Origin of the sequence: Desmospora profundinema (assembly GCF_031454155.1) — a bacterium.
GTDB lineage: Bacteria > Bacillota > Bacilli > Thermoactinomycetales > DSM-45169 > Desmospora > Desmospora profundinema.
In genome coordinates this window covers 25,014-44,978 of sequence record NZ_JAVDQG010000004.1, presented here as the reverse complement: position 1 = coordinate 44,978, position 19,965 = coordinate 25,014, and the positions used below count along the sequence as shown (strand labels likewise).

The window sequence follows — 19,965 nt, the reverse complement described above, 5'->3', positions numbered from 1 at the left end:
CACCTCACTTCATTATTGCAGGTCCTCTCCACCAACTATTTCTCTTCTACAACAGTCGGTGAATCCCTTTTCATTTTCAAAATATTAATTAAATAAATAAAAAACGGTTGATCAAGTGCTTCATATCTTCCGGGATGGGGGATTCCCATATACACGGGCGTCGATCACGGGGATGAACCACGGTCAGGCGAACGGCGTGCAGCGCCTGACGACGGATGCTTTCTTCCCCTGTCTCCTCCATGCCGTAGAGGGAATCGCCAAAAATGGGATACCCCCGATGGGACAGATGAACCCGAATCTGATGGGTGCGCCCGGTCTCCAGCTTCAGCCGCAACAGGGTCGCCCCTTTGAAGCGACGTTCCACTTGAAAGCGAGTAAACGCCCTCGCACCGTCAACCCGTACCATCCGTTTATGGGGTTCATCCGGTGAACGGCCGATCGGCTCGTCCATCACCCCTTCACCCTCCGGCCACTCTCCCCGAACCACGGCCAAATACTCCCGTTCGTAACATCGCTTGTCCATCTCTTTGGCCAGAAAAGCATGTGCGTAGGCGTGCTTGGCAAAGACGATCAGTCCGGAGGTGTCCTTATCCAATCGGGTGACGGGACGGGCCAGACGCTGTTCCCCTCGCTGGAGCCAATGATAAACCAAACCATTGGCCAATGTGTTGTCCCGATAATCCTTGGTGGGATGAACCACCTGTCCCGGCTCCTTATCCAGCACAATCAGATCTTCATCTTCGAAAACAATTCGAAGGGGTACCGGCTGCGGAGCAAGCGTCGGCTCCGGGTCCGCCGGCAGTGTGATCCGGATCTGGTCCCCCTCCTCCACACGGGAAGTGAAAAACATTACTCGGCCATTTACGGTTACTCCTTGCGACTCCCGCAAACGGCGCAGCATCCGTCGGGAAAAGCGAAACCGGTTTTGCAGCACCTGCCTGAGCAGCTTCCCCGCCTCTTCTTTTTTCACCAGATGTAAAAAAACATCCCGATTCATCTCATCCATCTATCACCGGCTCCTTTAATATCCCTTTCTCACAGTATCACCCGGCCTCAGGAAAGAAAAAACCCGCCGTGGGGCGGGAAAGCATCAAACCGCGATCTTCTTAATACATCACACCGGTCCGTTTGTGCGTTTTGGAAAACTCCCCTGGATTGGGATCGAAGTAACGGGTGGTGTACTTCTGAACAAACCGGTCCTGGCCGTCCAAATACCCGGCACCCCAAGTGGGGTCCATCGTGATCCAATTTCCGTCCACTTTCACTTCTACCCAAGCATGGCGGTTTCCGTCCGCCACTCCTTCGACGAACCGGGCTTCCATCCCGATAGAACGCAAGAGAGCGATCGCCAGGAAGCTGTAATCCTGGCATACTCCTTTCTTCTCCCGCAAGGTTTTCAGCGCGCTGTCATCGTATTCGAAAGCATCCGTCTTAAACTTGGTGACATCATAGTGGATCTGTTTCGATACGTATTCATAAATAGCCAGTGCCTTCTCCCGCTCTGTTCCTTTACCTGCGATCAGATTTTTAGCCAGAGAGCGGATTTCACCGCTGTCCGACTGAATCCCCCTGGAAGGCAACAAGTTTCGTTGATCCTTGTCTGTCTCGTTGTGAACGGTATAACGGGCTACTCCGAAAAAGCGGAAGTAATCTCGTTTCTCCGAAGTGATCTCCGGCACATTGACGGTCACTTCGTAAGTCCCCTTACCGAAACGAAGCCAAAACGTATCATCAAATCGGTAATTTTCCACCGGAATGATATACGTAGCCTGCTCTCCGTCTTTCTTCGTCTGGACAATCAAATGTTTGGTCTCCGCCGCCTGGGGAGCCTGCGGGTCGATCCGTCCCCGGATGCGGGCTTTCATATCCGCCCGCCCTCCCCCCGCAAGCGGCATCTCCAGCTGAACCCCCCGTTCCTCATAATGGCGGAAATACTCGACCGGCTCCCGCTTTTGATTGGACTGATTATCCACCCACAGTTTGGCAGCCTCATTGAACAGATTTTTCTTGGACGGATCGGGTGTCAAAACCGTTACCCGATGCACCCCTTTGCCGTACAGCAGGGGAATTTGGGTATCAAAGCGGCCATCCCGGACAGGAACCACGTGTTCCCATTTTTCCGTTCCCTTCTCTACCTGAACCATCAACCGTTCCATATCCTTGGGAAGGGATCCCTTTAAAGCAATGCTGCCGGAAGCTTCCCCAAAACCGGAAGCAGGCTGCTCAAACGCAAGGCCGGACGACTGTCCCACCCGCGTCATCGCGATATCCCGCTCCACCCGCGGATTAACATTATGCACCTTCATCTGTGCCACATCGTAAAAATGATTGGCTTCCGCCTCACTGGGAAGACGTACGGTTACCTGGTAAATCCCTTCCCCTTTATGAAGCTGAATCCATTGGTCGAACTGCCCGTCATCCAAGGGGATGTAATAGGAAAACTTGCTGTCGTCCCCCGAATCTCCTTCTTTCTCCACTTCCACCCATGCAAAATCCGCCTGCAACTGAAGGATTTTTTCAACCGAACCGGTGATGGGAAAACGAGAATTTACAGCAAATTCCTGATAGGCAGGGGATTGTAGTTTCACCCCAACCTGCTTTCCGTAAGCTTCCAACTTCAATTTTTTCAGATTCAGCGATTCGTTTTTTTGGTCTGCCAACCGATCCCACTCATTAGGCTGGGCTTCCGCCTCCGTTTGAAAGGGCCACAGAGGTTCACATCCCGCTGTCACCATCAGACAAACGGCCAGCAAAAAAACCCCACAACCACGCAACCGTTTCATGACAACCTCCGTCCCCATGTAAAATCCTCTCTCATGATATCAAGTTTACAAAAATGACGTGATTCTATAAATGATTATAGTTGATCTACACCCCTTATCACTAGCCATTCCATCTATTTATGGGAAGGAAATCTGCGATGGTGAATAAGCACTAAGAGTTCACGAGCAAAACCGGCGCCATCAAGAGGTTCACCTAAATTTTCCCTCGTCCAGGCTGAAACCCTTCCGGTCATCCCCACCCATTCATAATCTATCTGTGACTGTTACGAAAGGGGGAGCGACAACCATGAGTTGGTTTGGAGGAGTGGGAGCCGGCTATGGTTACGGTTTTGGTCTGCGCCGTCTCTTAATTTTCTTGCTGGTTATTGCCACAATCTTTGCGCTGGTGGTTCATTAAACAACCAACATCCACCTTCACCCTTTTCATCCCCTCGCCCAGGGGTGTTTTTTTATTTTAAACCTGTATCGCGGTTCGGCGCCACCGTTCCCGGAGACGGTTCATCCGGATCAAAAGATGGATTCATGCCAAACAAAAAAAGAGGACGCCCTAAATAGGAACGCCCCACCCATATGGAAAGACCAAGACCAAAGAATGTTGCGGACCATCCTGTCCGAACATCACAATGCTGTACGAGATCGCCGCTTTCTTACGGGAAAACGGGGACGATCCGGACACTTTCATCATACAACAGATTATACATCTTGTGTTTTTAAAACTTCGACAAAATCCGACAAAAAAACCCCTCACTTTTCCGTACTTTTGGCACCTTTTTGCCCCCATGTTTTAAAACATCGGTTGGATTGGAATCCTTTTTGCATTCCAAACAGTTGACAGGGGATTTGTAACCAGTATGATGAAAATAATCATTCCCATCTTTCATACAATTTTTGTACCATTTCCTCATCGTTCGATTCATTATCACAATCGGCGGTTTGTTTCAAAACCTATGATCGATTTTCACCCACCTCCCAACGGAAAGGAGGGATTCTTTATCGGCCTTGGAAACAATCTGCGCCGTCGAAGAAAGGAGCTGGGGTTAACCCAGGCCGAATTAGCTGAAGGCATTATCTCCATCCCGTACCTTAGTTTAATCGAGAATGAAAAAGCCATTCCCCGTCCGGATGTACTGGAGCTTCTGGCCCAACGCCTGCAATGTTCTGTCAATCTCCTGATAGGGGTAACCGATCTGGAGACAAGACGACGGGCTGAGATTTGGATTGACCAGGTTCAACTGGCGCTCTCCTATGACGGTATCAAAAAAGCAGAACAGATCTTTTTCTCCCTGGTGGAGCTGTCCCGTTCCATCGCCGACACCAAGATATTAATACAGGTGGAGTTGTTGGAAGTCCAACTCCTCATTTACAAACTGGAATTTAAAGAGAGCGAATGCCGCCTGTCCGCCATTGAGGAGCGTTGGCCTCAACTGTCGGACGAGCCCAACTTGAAGATTTGGTATCTTCGACTGCAAGGAAATCTATATTTTTTCAAAGACCAGTACCGAAAAGCACTGGCTCGCTACCGGGAAGCGGAACGAATTCTCCCCTCTGTCACCGATGGAATCGAGAAAGCATATGTTTACGGTAACATGGGACGAACCTATCTGCAATTGTCCAACAGCTCGCTGGGAATCCTCTACACCGAAAAGGCGATTGAGGTCTTGAAGCAGAATGATCGTTGGCTGGAAACCTGCCCGCTGTTAACTGTTCTTGGGATATGTCACAGCCGCAGCCGAGATTACCAGGAAGCGATCGACTGTTTTGAACGTGTGCTGCGTATGATTGAACGCTTTTCCCTTTCAGAGAGCCTGGCCTCCAACACCTATCACGAACTGGGTGTCTGCCACCTGGCCTTGGGCGATTACGACCGTTCCATCCAATTGCTGCTGAAGTCGTTGGATGTGGCCAAGGAGGGGCAGCTGAGCCAGTGGGAGATCGGCTACAGTCATCAGATCATTTGCCGAAACTACATTAAAAAAGGGGATCTGGATCAAGCGAGGAAGCATCTCGAACTGGCGATGAGCCTTTTGCAAAAACGAAGGCACCGGTTGACCGACTGTTATATCTATCTTGGACAAATTCATTATATCGAGGGAGAGATGCAATCATTTATCGAATGTTACGAAAAGGCGATTCAAGAGTACTCCCACTTAGGAATCTCAGAAAAGGCGGCCCAGGTGGCCCATACGCTTGGTAAATATTTCAATTTAGAGAAGGATCGGGACCAGGCCCTGTCTTATTTGTTGCAAGCGGTAGAACATTATCATACGACAACGTCGACAATCGATATCGAGATGGAGTTGCCCACACTGGATAACCAGGCGGAAAACACCGCCACCTCCACGTAAAAAAGCCTCCGATCGGAGGCTTTTTTTGTTGTATCTTAGTCGTTTCTCCCTTCCCCCAGCAGAGACAAGAATTCTTTCTCCTCAACCACAGGGACTCCTAAGTCTTGGGCTTTTTTCAGCTTGGAACCCGCTTTGACTCCGGCAACTAACAGATCCGTGCTTTTGCTGACACTTCCGGTTACTTTTCCCCCCAGGGCTTCGATACGTGCCCCGGCATCCTTTCGGGACATCGATTCCAGCGTCCCGGTAAGAACAACGGTTTTGCCGGCAAAGGGACTGTCCACCACAACCTCCCGCCCAGGATCGGGACCCTGGTAGACGAGATTGACCCCCGCATGCTCCAAGCGGCGGATCGTTTCCTGCACTTCGGGTTTTTCAAAGTAGGTGACGATACTTTCGGCCATCTTGGGTCCGATCTCATCAATCGATTCCAGTTCATCCCTGTCGGCTTCCATCAGTGAATGGATGTTTTTAAAGTGAGCGGCCAATACTTGTGCTCCCTTGGAACCGACAAAGCGAATTCCCAATCCGAATAAGATCCGTTCTAAGGAGTTCCCCTTACTGACTCGAATGGCGTTCAGCAAGTTGTCCACCGATTTTTCCCCCATTCGCTCCAAGGGAAGGACATCCTCCTCTTTCAAGTCATACAAGTCGGCAGGCCCCCGGATCAGCCCGGCTTCAAACAACTGGGTTACCACTTTTTCTCCCAGTCCTTCGATGTTCATCGCTCCACGGGAGACAAAGTGAATGATGCCTTCCCGGGTCTGGGCGGGACATTGGGGGTTGATGCAGCGCAGGGCCACTTCCCCTTCCAGACGGACCAGCCCGCTGCCGCATTCCGGACACTCCGTCGGCATCGAGTACGGCTTTTCCTCCCCGGTGCGGTGTTCCGTCAGGACACCCACCACTTCGGGAATAATGTCTCCCGCCTTTTTCACGATGACATGGTCACCGATTTTGATATCTTTCTCGCGGATGATGTCCTCGTTGTGAAGGGAAGCCCGCTTAACCGTCGTTCCGGCCAGGGTGACCGGATCCAGCACGGCGGTGGGTGTCACGGCTCCGGTACGCCCCACGTTAATCTCGATTCCTCTGAGAACGGTGACTCCTTCTTCAGCGGGAAACTTGTAGGCGATGGCCCAGCGAGGGCTTTTGGCGGTAAAACCCAATTCCTCACGCAAGGAAAGGTCATCCACCTTGATGACAATCCCATCGATTTCATAGTCCAGCTCCATCCGATGATCCCGCCAGTGATTGACGAAGTCCATCACATCGTCGATCCCTTTAACCGTAACCCGGTCGGGGTTCACCTTCAGCCCCAGCCGCCGCAGCAAATCGAGGGAAGCCGTATGAGTATGGGGAACATCGGTGCCCTCGATTTCCCCGATCCCGTACAAAAAAATATCCAGAGCCCGTTCGGCGGCCAGCTTGGGATCCAGCTGGCGCAAAGAACCGGCGGCGGCATTTCTGGGATTGGCAAAAACCGCTTCTCCCTTTTCTTCCTTCTGGGCGTTAATCCGCTCAAACTCTTTTTTGGGCAGAAACGCTTCCCCCCGCACCTCCAAAGTGACTGATTCCCGCAATTTGAGGGGAAGCGAACGGATTGTCTTCAAATTTTGGGTGATGTTTTCCCCGGTGCGTCCGTCCCCACGGGTGGCTCCCCGCACCATTCGTCCATCCTCGTAGCGAATGGAGACCGCGAGGCCGTCGATTTTCAACTCACACACATAGTCGACGGCTTCCCGTCCGGACAGCCGGCGGATGCGTCCGTCAAAATCTTTCAGATCGTCGAAGGAAAAGGCGTTTCCCAGAGAGAGCATCGGGATCCGGTGCTCTACTTTTTCAAAGTGGGGAAGCGGTTCCCCGCCCACTTTTTGGGAAGGGGAATCCGGTGTCACCAGATCGGGGTATTCTTCTTCCAACCGGAGCAACTCCTGCATCATTCGGTCAAACTCGGCATCACTCACAATCGGTTCGTCCAAGATATGATAGCGGTAATTGTGCTCCTCCAGCTCTTTTCGCAACGAATGGATCCGCTGTTCCGCTTGCGCTCGGTCCATGACTTCCACTCCTCAACAGACTGGGATGTCCGGAGCAACGGGGTTGAACCCGATAACCGGACATGCCCGTATCAAAACTCTTGTTTGTTAGGCCCGTGTGATGGGGGCAAAAGTAGCCAGTAACCGTTTAACACCGACCGGCGCGGGAAAGGCAATGTTTAATTCCGTATCCTCTCCTTCTCCCTGCACTTTTACAACCGTACCGATCCCCCACTTTTTATGATGCACCTTATCTCCCACATTCCAATTCAAATCGCCGTTAGGGGCGGGGCGGGCCGGCCCTTGCCGCAACACCGGTTTATTCAGAGCGGCGGATGGTTTACCCACCCGTTCAATCAGATGTTCCGGAATCTCTTTCAGAAAGGGAGAAGGTGGATTGGCACTGGTTTGGCCGAAGAGCATCCGCATGCGTGCCCGGGAGAGAAAGAGCCGTTTTTGGGCGCGGGTGATGCCGACATAGGCTAAACGCCGTTCCTCTTCCAATTCCTCCGGATCGTCGAAGGTGCGGCTGTGGGGAAAGATCCCCTCTTCCAACCCGACCAAGAACACCTGGGGAAATTCCAGCCCTTTGGCGGAGTGGAGCGTCATCATGGTAACGCCGGATATGGTTTCATCCTCCTCCAACCCGTCGATATCCGATACCAGGGCGAGATCCGTGAGAAAGGCCACTAACGCTTTATCTTCGTTTTTCTCCTCAAACTCCCGGGTGACCGAGAGGAACTCGTCCAGGTTTTCCAGACGGCTGGCTGCTTCCACCGTTTCTTCCTTCCGCAGCTCCTCCCGATATCCCGTACGATCCAGCACCTCTTCCGTTACCTCACTGGCAGTAAGATATTCCATCATCGCCGACATCTCCCGGATCAAGGAGGTGAAGCGCTGAATCGGCTGAATAAAGCGATTGGCAAGGCCGATATCCTCCACTTCCAACAACGCTCGAAACAACGAGAGGCCGTGTTGGCCGGCGTAGGCGGAGATCTTGTCCAGAGTGGCTTGACCCACCCCCCGTTTGGGGACGTTGATCACCCGTGTAAGGGAAAGGTCATCGTCAGGATTGACCACCAGACGCAAATAGGCAAGAACATCTTTGATCTCCTTGCGTTCGTAGAACTTGAGTCCCCCCACCATCTGATAAGGAATATTGGATTTCAGGAAGACTTCCTCCACCACCCGGGATTGGGCGTTGGTCCGATAGAGAACGGCAAAGTCGTCATAGGAGCGGCCTTCGCGGTGTTCCCTGACAATCGTGTCCGCCACGAAGTACGCTTCCTCATGTTCGTTGTCCGCTTCAAATAATTGAACCGGTGCCCCGTTCTCGTTTTCCGTCCATAAATTTTTCGGCTTTCGACCCTGGTTGTGGGCGATCACTTCATTGGCGGCAGATAGGATCGTCTTGGTGGAACGATAGTTCTGTTCCAGTTTCACCACCCGGACATCCGGATAATCCCGTTCAAAAGAGAGGATGTTGGTAATGTCCGCTCCCCGAAACTTGTAAATGGATTGATCGGAATCCCCCACCACACACAAATTGCGATGGGAGCCGGCTAACAGCTTAACCAGGATGTATTGCACATGGTTGGTATCCTGGTACTCATCCACGTGAATGTATTGAAATTTTTTTTGGTAATAATCCAACACCTCCGGAACCTGCTGAAACAACCGCACCGTCTCTACCAACAAATCGTCAAAATCGAGGGACTGGTTGGTGCGCAGTTTTTGCTGGTAAGCTTCATAGATGTCGGCAGCCATCTCGTCGTTAAATCCCTCGGCTTTTTCTTTCATATCAGCAGGGGACCACAGACGGTTTTTGGCATTGGAAATCTTATGGAGAAAGGAGCGGGGGGGAAATTTTTTCGGGTCGATGTTTTTCTCTTTCAGCACCTGCTTGACCGCTGTCAGCTGATCGGAACTGTCCAGGATGGTGAAGTTGCGGTTATATCCGATCCGATCGATGTCCCGCCTTAGCATACGGACGCACATGGAGTGAAAAGTGGAAATCCAGATTTCTTCTGCTTCCGGCCCCACCAAGGCGGAAATCCGCTCCTTCATCTCTCTGGCCGCTTTATTGGTAAAAGTGATGGCGAGAATATTCCAGGGATGAATCCGTTTTTCCGCCAACAACCACGCCACCCGATTGGTCAATACCCGCGTCTTTCCGCTTCCCGCTCCGGCCACGATCAATAGGGGGCCTTCAGTGGTTTCCACCGCCCGCCGTTGATCCGGGTTCAAACCTTGCAGCATCGCTTCTTTTGTCCAGGGTTGTCCCATTGTCACACACCTTCCGTCATCAAAGTTTAATTGGAAAAATGTCTGCCTCGTTTTGGGACATTCAATTCATCTGTTTCCGAGTCTCCTTCACCGCCTCCACCGTCGTCAGAGCGGCATCCACATTGCGGTGAGCCAAATTTCCGATTACGACCGTGTCCACCAAGGAGGCCATGCGGCGGGCTTCATCCGGACCATTGATCCCCCCGCCGTAAAAAAGATGCAGCCTCTTGGCCGCTTCCTGCGCCGCTTTCACCATGGACGGATCTCCCCATCTCCCACTGTATTCGATATAAAGTGCAGGCAGATGGAACAAATGTTCCGCCAACCGGGTATAAGCAATGATATCTGCCGATGTTAAGTCCGTCTGACTCCCTGTCAAACGACCCACCCGTGAATCCGGATTAAGGACGATGTAGCCCACACCCGCCGTATCTTCCCACGGGATCCAATCCCCGTAGCTTTTTACCGCACGCTGTTGTGCGCCTACAATCCAACGGGTATCATCCGCATTGAGCACCGTCGGCAAGAGGTACCCCTCCACCCCCGGCACCACCGCTTCCGCCCGGGAGACTTCCTGAACACAATCGATCGGATATGCGGATATGCGGCTTACCAGTCGTTCACTGTTTTCATATGTAATCCCGTCGGTTCCACTGACGATCACCACATCGGTTCCCGACAGGCAGATCCGTTCCAAGGCAGCATTGGAAAGGGCACGGTTGGGATCCAACTTGAATGCGTGTCGCCATTTTCTCATCCGTTCGATCAGCATCCTCATCCCTCCATGGCCGTGCTCGTTTGTCCCCACCCATTATATCTTAACCCCCCGGGACGACGAAAGCGGAGGAATGGCTCAGAATGCCGGCATAGAAATTTCCAATCCGCCATATAGTCAGGAGGGTGGAACTGATCTCAGAAACCTGGCGTGGAGGGGAAAAGCCGTTGCCGTTTCGAACATGGACCATACGACTGTCAATCTACCTGGCTTTAACTGGGTTGGTGTTCATTGCAGGCAACCTTATTCTGCAACCGGACGGGGGATATCCTCCTGACCCGGATCTGGAAAAACAAAAACGGTTACAGCGGCAATGGACGCAGCTCTTTTCTATTCTGTTGGTGGTCCCTTGCCTATTCTATTTCATCTGGGGAGGCGTCCACATTTTCCAAAACGGCCCGTGGCGAAGCCCTCCTCGTTGGCAAACCGTTCTCCTTGCCGGATTGCTTACCGTGATCAGCCTGATTCACGGAAGTTTGGCCGGATGGATCCTCATCATTCTATTTGGATGAACCTCCCCCACTTACGCTAACGCTAAGAAGTGGGGGTTTCTTACCATCAGAACCAAAAAGCTCTCACGTATCGAAGGGTTTGCCTTCCATACTCGAATCGAACCGACTCGGAAAGCCCTTTTGGATTCCTAAGTAAGCAACAGGTACGAATCGTACCTGGGTCGGAACAGACCATCTACTACTTCTCGCTCAGGCGATCCGTAGATACGTTTGCTTCGTGGAAACATCGAGATGCTGGATCTCTCCATGAAGCGATTTAGTTAAAATATTCCTCGCTCCGTGGATATCGCGATGTTCGTGATAGCCGCAGGAACAGCGGTAGTTTCTAGAAGAGGATTTCTTTCTCTTCTTGCAGACAGGACATGTCTGACTGGTATAAGATTCATCAACATCATGCAGACGGATTCCCCTCACGGCTAACTTGTATTGCAGGTATTTTTTTACCCTTCCAAATGACCAATTAGATAGCCGCTGCGCTTGCTTACGCGTCGCTCTCTTTTTCTTTTTCGTCTTTCTTTGTACGCCTTCAGGATTTCCCATCTGTACATCGGATACAGACTGTTTCACACACCAATCGACAAACTGTTTGGTTGTCTTATGGAGAGCATCTTGCAGTTGTTTTTCTGATTTAGATAGCACATAACGTTTTGCCCGCTGATACGTCTTCCACTGACGTGAACCCTTTTTGCACTTCGATTGAAGGCGCTGAATCGCTGCTAACTTTTTGTTGCGCAGGCGATGAATGGAGCGGATCTTTCGACCCGTGATGATCAACGCTTCTCCGCTTTCAGCGAAGGCAGCAAGGGTGTGGATTTCGCCGGGATCAACCCCGACCGATTGTTTCTTCTCATAGGGTTGATTGTCTTTTCCATCTTCAAAGGAAACCGATAAGTACAACCCATTATCATAACAAAGCTCGATTTCCTTGATGGTTCCTTGTGGGAGGTTTTTGGTATGGAGTACAATCGGTTTTTCCCGTTTCCCTTTATGGATTCCCATGGATAGCTCGATCTTCCCATTCGCATGAATCTTGAAGCCGTCTTTCGCCCACTTGGTGTTGTAGTGATTTTTGCTCTTGTAGGGGTAGCGAGCCGTTTTGATTCCTTTTCGGATCGCTTGATGGGCAGAATCTCTGGCAAATAGGTACTTGTGGCAAACGGCCTGAATGGATTGGCTATGGAGATGAAATCGTCCTTTGGTCGCTTTTTGTAGCTCGGATTTTGACATCCATTTTCCATGGTCGCGATTGTGTTGTCTTGATAATTGCAGACATTCGTTCCAAACAAGAGCGGATTCACGGTTACAGGCAAAGAGGCGATTCACATCGGATAGGGAGGCAACAAAATTTACTTTCTTCGCTCGAAGCATCGTTTCACCTCGCTTTTTCGTCCTTGTGATTGAATGTATTTTTTGATGATGTCTATTGGAGCCCCGCCTGTTGTCAATAAGCAGTTCTCGACCAAAAGATTCTTTCCATCGCTTTTTCCGGATGTGTGGAAACTCCTTTTTCAACTAGCGGGAAGAAGCACTTTTGTAAGCATTGATAAACCGAGATAATTCCGAATTTGGATGTCCTTTGAACAAGATAGGGACAGGATCTTGCTCGTGATTCCATTCTTGTAGCGTGATATTGTATTTGGATGCGATGTACTCAAAGATTTCCTTTGCACGACGAGAGATCGGATCATCCAGTACTTTCTTTCGATATTTGATCACGAGGAGGAAGTGGTGTACAGCAAGAATACTGAATGGTTGTTGCTATCCAATTTCCTATTTATATCAACCATTTTATCACCTAATACTGATGATAGATCAGGTGAATCATCATAAAGGCAACCATGATTCTACTAAGTGGTCAGACTTGCGAGACGGGTAAAAAGCACCCCTCCCTCGTCTGACGCGCCATTCATCTCACCGCTTGTAGAAGCGGGAGACTTCTGGCGCAGGTTTGTTAAAAAAACCGCCAAATAAGGGCGGTTTTTTGGTTTCGTTTATTCGGCTTCAGAGGATCCTTTTTTCTCCTCCAAACGATCCAAAGCCAGTGTATATCCATCCGTGCCGTAATGGAAACATCGCTTGACACGGGAAATGGTGGCGGTGCTGGCTCCCGTGTCGGCTTCAATCTGGTTGTAAGTGTAACCTTGCCGCAACATCCGGGCTACTTCCAGCCGTTGCGCCAGGGATTTAATCTCCCCCACGGTACACAGATCATCAAAAAATTGATAGCATTCTTCAATGGATTCCAATGTCAAGACGGCAGCGAATAAATTGTCCACTTCTTTCTTTCTCAACTTGTCCAACTGCATCCTCTCACCCCTTTTTCCTGATTTCTGCTCAGTCGGAGGCACGGGACTTTCACCCTTTAACGAATAACATTCTACACCATTCGTCAAATTCCTCCCAGGCCTGTTCTGGAGCATGATCAGAGCACATCAGACGATGTCTAACACTTGCTCAGAATCGATAGGGCCTGAACAATCCGTAAGGCGAGATCCCGGGTCGGGTTGGCTGTCTTCGTTTCGTTGCTAAAAGCGGGGAGCGAAGCGACCTAGGCGAGACTTGTGCTCTGTGAGTACAAAGGCGAACCAAAAGCCAACCCAACCCTCCCTTCTACTCACGGAAGATTGAATACCAGACAGGCCCTAGTAGTCTCCATATGACCATGTCCCTTCATCAGGGATTACATTTACCCAGGTTTTCCCGGGAACCAACGGAAGTACATCGTCATCCTCCGATACGGGAAGCAGCCACCCATCCCGGTTTTCCCAGCGGATGGGCCGTCCCAGTCCCCTTTGGAACAACATGCCCTCCCCGCCGGATGTCCAATCCACTTCCCGCCGACCGGCCGTATCCAATACCCGGTGGGAGGCCCGGATGACGATCACATTCTCGACACCCAGCACTTCTCCGCTTTCCCGGTCCCGTTGAAGTTCTCCCTGTGTCCTTCGAAAGTAGCGCTTCTCCGTTTGATCCCAGTCAAAACCTGCTTCATACAATCGATGGAACCGGATTTCGATTCGACTGGCTGGATCAAATTCCTCCACCGCCCCTTGCGGGTCAAACAACAGCGGATTCATTTCACGAGTCTCCATGGGACCATTCGAACCAGCCTTACGGATCTTTCCAACGGTCGTATACAGATTGTGAGGCGCTTTTCTCGACCCATCCCGCTGAAAAGAGGCCCTTCCTCGATGGATCCCGTCCACGTGAGGCCAGTTCCGCTCCTGAAGCAACGCCATCGCTGCTGGTGAACCACCGGCATGGGCCACGACTGCTCCGCTTCCCTCCGCCAGATCCAAATAATAGGGACGCAAACTGCGGACAGGCCCCACTTTTCCGTCATAATCCCGGAAATAAAAGGCGGCCAAACGGGTAATCTCCCCTTCCGCCAACACTTCCATTATCCAATCCGCCTGATGGAGGCCCGATTGGGGCCTCGCCTGTTTTTGGTTGTTCACCATCACCATCACCGGTGTGGGAAGCTCTCCCTCCCATAATTCCCCGGTATAGGGGTGGGTTCCTTTTTCCTCTTTTTCCCTCACCTCATCCGGGACCGATGGGGGCTCTTCCACTGACGTACATGCGACCATGCTCACGGCCAGTATCAGCATAAATCCGATTCGGGTCCATATGCGTCTATTCATCCCGTCACACTCCTTCGCCGTGTGAAAATACCGCATTGATACAGCTTATGCGTAGGTTTTCGAACCCTTGCGAATGAAAGCGCTTTCGGAAAATGGACCGATCCGACCCCCATCACTCCTCTTTCTTGTTTAAAAATGTATTTCGATTTTAACTGGGTCTTTACGAGAGCTTTACACACCTGTGTTAACCTGGGAACCGATCCAGCGGACAGGGCTGAACAAGGTGCGCCTGGCGGCGCCGAGGAGGGTTCCCATGAAGATTGCCGTACTAGGTTCCGGTTCCATCGGATTGTTGACCGGCACATGCTTGGCAGGATTGGGCCATCATACTTGGTGTATGGAGTTGAAACCCGCTTCTACCAGCGGCTTTTCCGCTTCCTGGGAAGCCGGATTGAACGAACTGTTGTTACAGGCGGTTAATGAAGGGCACATTCATTTTACCACGGATCATATCGGTGCGATCGCTGAAGCGGAACTCACATTCATCGCCGTGGAGAGCCCTGTCGATCGCGACGGAAACCTCGACCTTTCTGCTCTGTGGAAAGCGGTGGACATTCTCGGAAGCCACCCAAAACCCTCCCCTTTGACCGTTATCCTGGGAGAGGTTCCACTCGGCACCATCCATATCGTCCAGGAACTTCTCGGATGCAACACGGAAGTCGCCCATCAAGTCGAATTCTTAAGCCCCGGTACAGGCATCCAACATTTCTTCCACCCTCGGCGCTTGGTGATCGGTACACATTCCTTCGAATCCCGACGCATGTTGACACAACTCTATCGAGACATTCCTGTCTCCATCGAGTGGATGGGACCGGCAGACTCAGAATGGATACAATATGCCAGCAAAGCCTTCCAGGCGATGAGGCTTTCCTATAAACAACGGTTCAGTCGGCTGCACCAACAACATGTTCCCGCCCCGGACACCTGGTTTAAAGAAGCGGAACCTCCTCTCCATATGAATGGATAATAACGGGCTTATCCTCCCATCTGCCTCGGCAGATGGGTTTCTTTTTTCTCCCTGGAAGGAATCAACATGGTCCATCCAGAATCCATGCAAGCATACGTATACTTTACGCTGATTACGTCAAAGGAACCGACGGCACCACAATCTCTCTGTCCTTGATCCGCATCAACCCGTCACAAGTCAACCGCACCTGCGGAAGATGGGTAGAGGATAAAAACATAAAGGTGTAAATGGGATCATGAAAAGGATGACCCACCTCTTTCAGCTTTCGGACCAGCTCTTCGGAGCGGTCTACCAATTCATCCACGGGAAGGTCACTCATCTTCCCCCCGATCGGCAGCGGCAGAAAAAAGTGCTCCTTACCACCCTGAATCCAGGCGATTCCTCCCCCAGCTTCCAGCACACGATTGGCTGCGTGGGCCATTGCTTCCGGAGCTTGACCCAAGACTAACAAATCACCGGATCCGTTATAACTGCTGGCCAACCCCTCCACTCCCCTGCCAAATCCGCGCAGAAAAGCCCGGGTAGCCCACCGTCCGGCAGGGTCCACCAGTGTGACGAACAACCGTTCATCACGGAGGGTGGGATCCTCGATTTCCTCCTCTTCCCATTTCAAGTGAGTGATGACCGGATTGACCAATTGGATCACTGGAACAGGCTCTCCCTTTTTGACGGAAAGTTCCAGGTCTTCCGGTTTTAATCGCCAATCGACGGAAGTAAAAGCAGGGAAGCGATTCCAATCCAATTGCGGCAATTCCACCGTCAAGCGGCCGTCCCGTGCCACTCGCCTTCCACGGGAAAATACCTCCAACGGCGTGGGCTCCTCCAGGGACTGCAAAATATTGATATCAGCAGAGCGCCCGGGAGCGATTCCTCCGATATGGGAGTCCAGTCCATAGTAGACGGCAGGATTAAGGGTTACCATCGGATAAGCATATTCGGGCGGACAACCGGCCTCCAATGCCACTCGGATCATGGCGTCCACATATCCTTGGCTCAGGGCTGGAGGCGTAGGTCCATCGGTGGTCATCATCAGGCGGTGCCACGGGACAGACTCCCCGCCCTTCAGCAACCCCCGAATCAAATCCGGCAGATCCGGACGCAACGAACTAAACCGCAGGGTCGTCATATAACCCAGCCGCAAACGATTGTGCACTTCCTCCACCGTGATGCTCTCATGATCGCCGGTCACCCCCGCTGCCGCCAACCGGGACAGCGTTCGGTACGAAGCGCCTGGAGAGTGTCCCTCCACCCGCTTTCCTAAACGATGGGCCGTTTCCACCATCGCCACCCGTTCCGGGTCACCGTCTAACAAGGCCATCCAATCCGTCAGTTCTCCTGCTTGCAGTGTTGCGGGATGTTCCAAAGCCGTCGATACCTTTTCCAAGGAAAAAGGATTTCCATCCGGATGCAGATGGGCCTGGGGATCCAATCGCGCCCACCAATAATGGTGAACCGGGGAATGCAACAACCGATCCATCCATTCTTTTCGCACCCGTTCATCCAGTGATCGGAAAAAATAAAGATTATCATGAATCATGGCCGTAGTCCCCAAAGGGAGAACCTTTTCCGTCAGCGAAACGGGATTATAAAACTGAAACGGGTGGGAATGGGGCTCGATATAGCCGGGAATCAGTACCGCACCTGAGACATCCACCACTTCCGTGCTGTCTCCTGGAATCAGCTTACCGTCCTCACGGGATCCTACATAGGCGATCCGATCACCTCCAAACCATACATCCTGCTTTTCCAAGCGACCAGTATAGACATTAAACACTTGTCCTCCTTTGAGCCAAACCGTCGGCGGACGACGGCCCATAACCGTTTCAATAACAGCTATTCGTTCTTCTATCAGTGTGCTTGGGATCAACAGCGATCGCCTCCTTTTCAAATTCATGCTACCACAACCCACCAATTGGCTTCACCGGTTTGTCAGACACTCGAAAGAACATACTAACCATAACCAATCGTGGAGGAGGCAGGAGCCGTGCAAAAAAACGTGGGTACCTTTGACGCTTTTATGCGAATTTCGTGCGGACTGGCGGGATTGGCTTGGAGCGCATCACGGATGGCGCGCCGACCCGGCAGAACCGGTCCCATGATCGTCGCTATGATGTCGGGAATGAAAGTGGCGGAAGGTGTCACCCGTTTCTGTCCCATGTTGTACGCCATGGGAATCAGTACACGCGAAACTCCCTTAGATAAAGAATAAGCCGGAACATCGGGAGGATGAAAGCATGGAGTGGTTTCGATGGCTGCCCCTTACGGAGCGACCATTAGACATTTGGTGGTTGCCCCTCACAGGACGACCATTAGACATCTGGTGGTTGACAGTGGATCGTTTGGTGGACAACCTCTATGTCGTCGCCACAATCGTAGGTTCCCTGGTGATGGTCGTATGGATGGTGGACTGGATTTGGCGAAAAAGGCGGGCACGCAGTTGATCTTTTGTCATCAAATGAAGAATGCTCCCCATATACTGTTTGCATGAAGAAAAGGGGGAGAGATTGCTTTTCATGCTGATCAAAAACTGTATGACACCGCGTGATCAACTAACGATGGTCCGTACTACGTCCACAATGGAACAAGTCGTGGAGCAGCTCCGTAAAAAAGGGTTGGATTCTATCCCGGTATTGGACGAAAAAAACGGTTTTGCTGGTATTACCGGCTATGGAAGCATCATGAAACAGATTTTAAAAAATGGTTGGGCACGAGAAGAGATGGATCGGCAACCGATATCCCAAGCGGTGGAAAAGGTGGATCCACTCACCGTGGACAGCGATTTTGAAGCGTTGCTCCCCACTCTGATCCGGTATCCGTTTGTTCCCATTGTGGAAGCCGACGGCGTCACCTTGGTGGGAATCGCCAAGATCAGTGATGTGGAGTCAGCCATGGCCCAAGCTCTGGGTGCCGGCGTCAGGGGAGTCCGTTTCTTGATCGGTGTGTTCGTGGATGTTCCCCATATATTGGAACGTTTATTGCAGATTCTTAAGCCCTTTGATGTAAACATCGTATCCATGGCCACCTTTGACGCAGGTGACCCCGCCGCGAGAAGGATTCTGTTAAAGGTGACACCTACCCCACAGGTGGAAGCCATCTCGAAATCCCTGGACCGTTCAGGGTTTCGCGTGTTAAGCGCCCACCTTCGGTGAACCTTTCATACATCGATTTCACCTCCCCAAACCGGGAGGTGTTTTGATTTTATAGCATGCTTCTGAAAATTAAACTTGAAACCCCGGTCACACCTCCATTATTTTAGAATAGGAATCTATTTATCGACTCTACGGTCATAGCTGGACCGGTTCCACAAATGGAGAGGGTGGCAATTGGATTCATACGTGGTAATATAGGAAGGAATAAGGGAACATGAGTTCGAACCTCTACAACAGAGGAGGGTGAGGAGGATGAAATTGAGCGAAGCCGAAAAAGAGACCGTCATCCAATTCGATGAAGCGGGAAGTACCGCCTTAGTCTATACAGCCAGCTGGGACATCGCCCGATCTCTGAAAAAGGCCGGATATGCGCCGGTCAGAAAAGCGGAAGGTGCCTGGTGGTTCGAAGTTCCCGTGGATGCCCTCAGCATTCAGGGAGACAAGCAGACAATGCATTTCGGCTGATCTTGGCCGTTACAACACGAAAAAAAGCCCTCGGAAGATCCGAGGGCTTTTTTCTTTGCATCATCTGCTTATTAACGGGCTTCCGCAACCTCTACACCCTGTTCGGCTTCCACCTTTTCAATTTCGGCCTCCAGGATCGCCATTTCTTTATTGAAATCCTCCGTGCTCAACCAGACTTTGTACAAAATGGCCAGCTCGAAAAGAACAAACACGATGGAACTGAGAATAATCGTCTCCACGATCAATCCGGTAATGGGACCGATAATAAAAATGAACATTTGATACTCGATTCCACTGAACAGATGCATGCGGATCCGGTTGTTGATAAAGAAGTCGCGAATTCGCATATACCAGCTGAACCGGGATTTGAATCCTTGTTGCAAATCCACTTTTTTCGATGCGAGAGGTTGTTCCTCGTCCTCGTGTTCCGGTTCTTCCTCCTCCGGATGATCCTGATGCAACAAATTGCGCAATTTTTTCCGGGATTTTTTGATTTTCTTTCTCATCTCCCGGCGCATTTTATACAAGTGCAAGGCGTTCATATAGCGGGTCATATCAAGAAAAATGACCAGCAAAGCGAGATAGAGATACAGGAGTTCGCCGGAACGGACAAACTGCCCGTACAAGAGCGCAATCGCACAGATTGCCACACGGGCCCGGTCCAGCATGTAGTCCAGCCACATCCCGAAAATCGTTCCCGTTCCTTTGAGGCGGGCGATTTTTCCGTCGATACAATCCAAAATAAAACTGAAATGATAGAGGAGAGCCCCCAGCACGAGAAATTCATAACTCCCCATATAAAAGCTGACAGCGGAACCGATTCCCAAGATAAATGCAAACAGGGAGATTTGGTTGGGAGTCAAATTGGTGTAGTTGGCAATCGGCACAATCATACGCGATGCGATCGGATCCACCAGGAAGACGGTCCACCAAGCATCTTTTTTCTTATAACCGACTTCTCGAACATCTTCCAACGTAAACTTGCCGGCACTCATAACAC

17 protein-coding genes and 1 pseudogene are annotated in these 19,965 nt (G+C 51.2%); 7 read left to right on the top strand and 11 right to left on the bottom strand.

Going from position 1 to position 19,965, the window contains the following annotated elements:
* Positions 1–88: 88 nt before the first annotated feature.
* Complete coding sequence (locus JOE21_RS09205) at positions 89–1,006, bottom strand: RluA family pseudouridine synthase (protein ID WP_309865097.1); 918 nt, start codon at positions 1,004–1,006, stop codon at positions 89–91.
* Between the two features lie 100 nt (positions 1,007–1,106).
* Positions 1,107–2,801, bottom strand: coding sequence for a transglutaminase domain-containing protein (locus JOE21_RS09200; protein WP_309865094.1), 1,695 nt, complete (start codon positions 2,799–2,801; stop codon positions 1,107–1,109).
* Between the two features lie 929 nt (positions 2,802–3,730).
* Here JOE21_RS09200 and JOE21_RS09195 point away from each other — a divergent pair.
* Entirely contained in the window at positions 3,731–5,128 is a 1,398-nt protein-coding gene (locus tag JOE21_RS09195; protein ID WP_309865091.1) for a helix-turn-helix domain-containing protein, read from the top strand.
* Between the two features lie 35 nt (positions 5,129–5,163).
* Here JOE21_RS09195 and ligA read toward each other — a convergent pair whose 3' ends face one another.
* From ligA to pcrB, 3 genes are all read right to left on the bottom strand, one after another.
* On the bottom strand, positions 5,164–7,188 hold the full coding sequence (gene ligA, locus JOE21_RS09190; RefSeq protein ID WP_309865089.1) for an NAD-dependent DNA ligase LigA: 2,025 nt from the start codon (positions 7,186–7,188) through the stop codon (positions 5,164–5,166).
* Between the two features lie 87 nt (positions 7,189–7,275).
* Entirely contained in the window at positions 7,276–9,453 is a 2,178-nt protein-coding gene (pcrA, locus tag JOE21_RS09185; RefSeq protein WP_309865086.1) for a DNA helicase PcrA, read from the bottom strand.
* 61 nt (positions 9,454–9,514) lie between these two features.
* Complete coding sequence (gene pcrB, locus JOE21_RS09180) at positions 9,515–10,225, bottom strand: heptaprenylglyceryl phosphate synthase (protein ID WP_309865083.1); 711 nt, start codon at positions 10,223–10,225, stop codon at positions 9,515–9,517.
* Between the two features lie 128 nt (positions 10,226–10,353).
* On the opposite strand from pcrB, the gene JOE21_RS09175 reads away from it, so the two are divergent.
* On the top strand, positions 10,354–10,740 hold the full coding sequence (locus tag JOE21_RS09175; RefSeq protein ID WP_309865081.1) for a hypothetical protein: 387 nt from the start codon (positions 10,354–10,356) through the stop codon (positions 10,738–10,740).
* A gap of 189 nt (positions 10,741–10,929) precedes the next feature.
* Here JOE21_RS09175 and JOE21_RS09170 read toward each other — a convergent pair whose 3' ends face one another.
* The 4 genes and pseudogenes from JOE21_RS09170 to JOE21_RS09155 all read right to left on the bottom strand — a co-directional run bounded on the left by JOE21_RS09170 (position 10,930) and on the right by JOE21_RS09155 (position 14,384).
* Positions 10,930–12,108 carry an RNA-guided endonuclease InsQ/TnpB family protein gene (locus tag JOE21_RS09170; protein ID WP_309865080.1) on the bottom strand — a complete coding sequence of 393 codons (1,179 nt, stop codon included), beginning with the start codon at positions 12,106–12,108 and terminating at the stop codon, positions 10,930–10,932.
* Positions 12,087–12,527: pseudogene (gene tnpA, locus JOE21_RS09165) on the bottom strand (IS200/IS605 family transposase). The gene JOE21_RS09170 and the pseudogene tnpA overlap by 22 nt, the downstream one beginning before the upstream one ends.
* 204 nt (positions 12,528–12,731) lie before the next feature.
* A complete protein-coding gene (locus JOE21_RS09160) occupies positions 12,732–13,046 on the bottom strand; it encodes a YerC/YecD family TrpR-related protein (protein ID WP_309865079.1) in 315 nt (104 codons plus the stop codon).
* A gap of 336 nt (positions 13,047–13,382) precedes the next feature.
* Positions 13,383–14,384: a DUF3048 domain-containing protein gene (locus tag JOE21_RS09155; protein ID WP_309865078.1), complete on the bottom strand. Its 1,002-nt coding sequence runs from the start codon at positions 14,382–14,384 to the stop codon at positions 13,383–13,385.
* A 253-nt stretch (positions 14,385–14,637) separates the two neighbouring features.
* On the opposite strand from JOE21_RS09155, the gene JOE21_RS09150 reads away from it, so the two are divergent.
* On the top strand, positions 14,638–15,351 hold the full coding sequence (locus tag JOE21_RS09150) for a hypothetical protein (protein ID WP_309865077.1): 714 nt from the start codon (positions 14,638–14,640) through the stop codon (positions 15,349–15,351).
* A gap of 112 nt (positions 15,352–15,463) precedes the next feature.
* Here JOE21_RS09150 and JOE21_RS09145 read toward each other — a convergent pair whose 3' ends face one another.
* Positions 15,464–17,218 carry an adenine deaminase C-terminal domain-containing protein gene (locus JOE21_RS09145; protein WP_309865075.1) on the bottom strand — a complete coding sequence of 585 codons (1,755 nt, stop codon included), beginning with the start codon at positions 17,216–17,218 and terminating at the stop codon, positions 15,464–15,466.
* A gap of 117 nt (positions 17,219–17,335) precedes the next feature.
* On the opposite strand from JOE21_RS09145, the gene JOE21_RS09140 reads away from it, so the two are divergent.
* The 4 genes from JOE21_RS09140 (at position 17,336) to JOE21_RS09125 (ending at position 18,965) form a co-directional block, all read left to right on the top strand.
* Positions 17,336–17,560 (top strand): YgaP family membrane protein, encoded by a 225-nt coding sequence (locus JOE21_RS09140; RefSeq protein ID WP_309865073.1) that lies wholly within the window; start codon positions 17,336–17,338, stop codon positions 17,558–17,560.
* Between the two features lie 25 nt (positions 17,561–17,585).
* On the top strand, positions 17,586–17,792 hold the full coding sequence (locus JOE21_RS09135) for an EYxxD motif small membrane protein (protein ID WP_309865070.1): 207 nt from the start codon (positions 17,586–17,588) through the stop codon (positions 17,790–17,792).
* Between the two features lie 72 nt (positions 17,793–17,864).
* Positions 17,865–18,500 (top strand): CBS domain-containing protein, encoded by a 636-nt coding sequence (locus tag JOE21_RS09130; RefSeq protein ID WP_309865067.1) that lies wholly within the window; start codon positions 17,865–17,867, stop codon positions 18,498–18,500.
* Between the two features lie 252 nt (positions 18,501–18,752).
* A complete protein-coding gene (locus tag JOE21_RS09125; protein ID WP_309865064.1) occupies positions 18,753–18,965 on the top strand; it encodes a hypothetical protein in 213 nt (70 codons plus the stop codon).
* Positions 18,966–19,036: 71 nt separating this feature from the next.
* On the opposite strand, the gene JOE21_RS09120 is transcribed toward JOE21_RS09125, so the two are convergent.
* Positions 19,037–19,960, bottom strand: coding sequence for a CDP-alcohol phosphatidyltransferase family protein (locus JOE21_RS09120; protein ID WP_309865060.1), 924 nt, complete (start codon positions 19,958–19,960; stop codon positions 19,037–19,039).
* Positions 19,961–19,965: the final 5 nt, after the last annotated feature.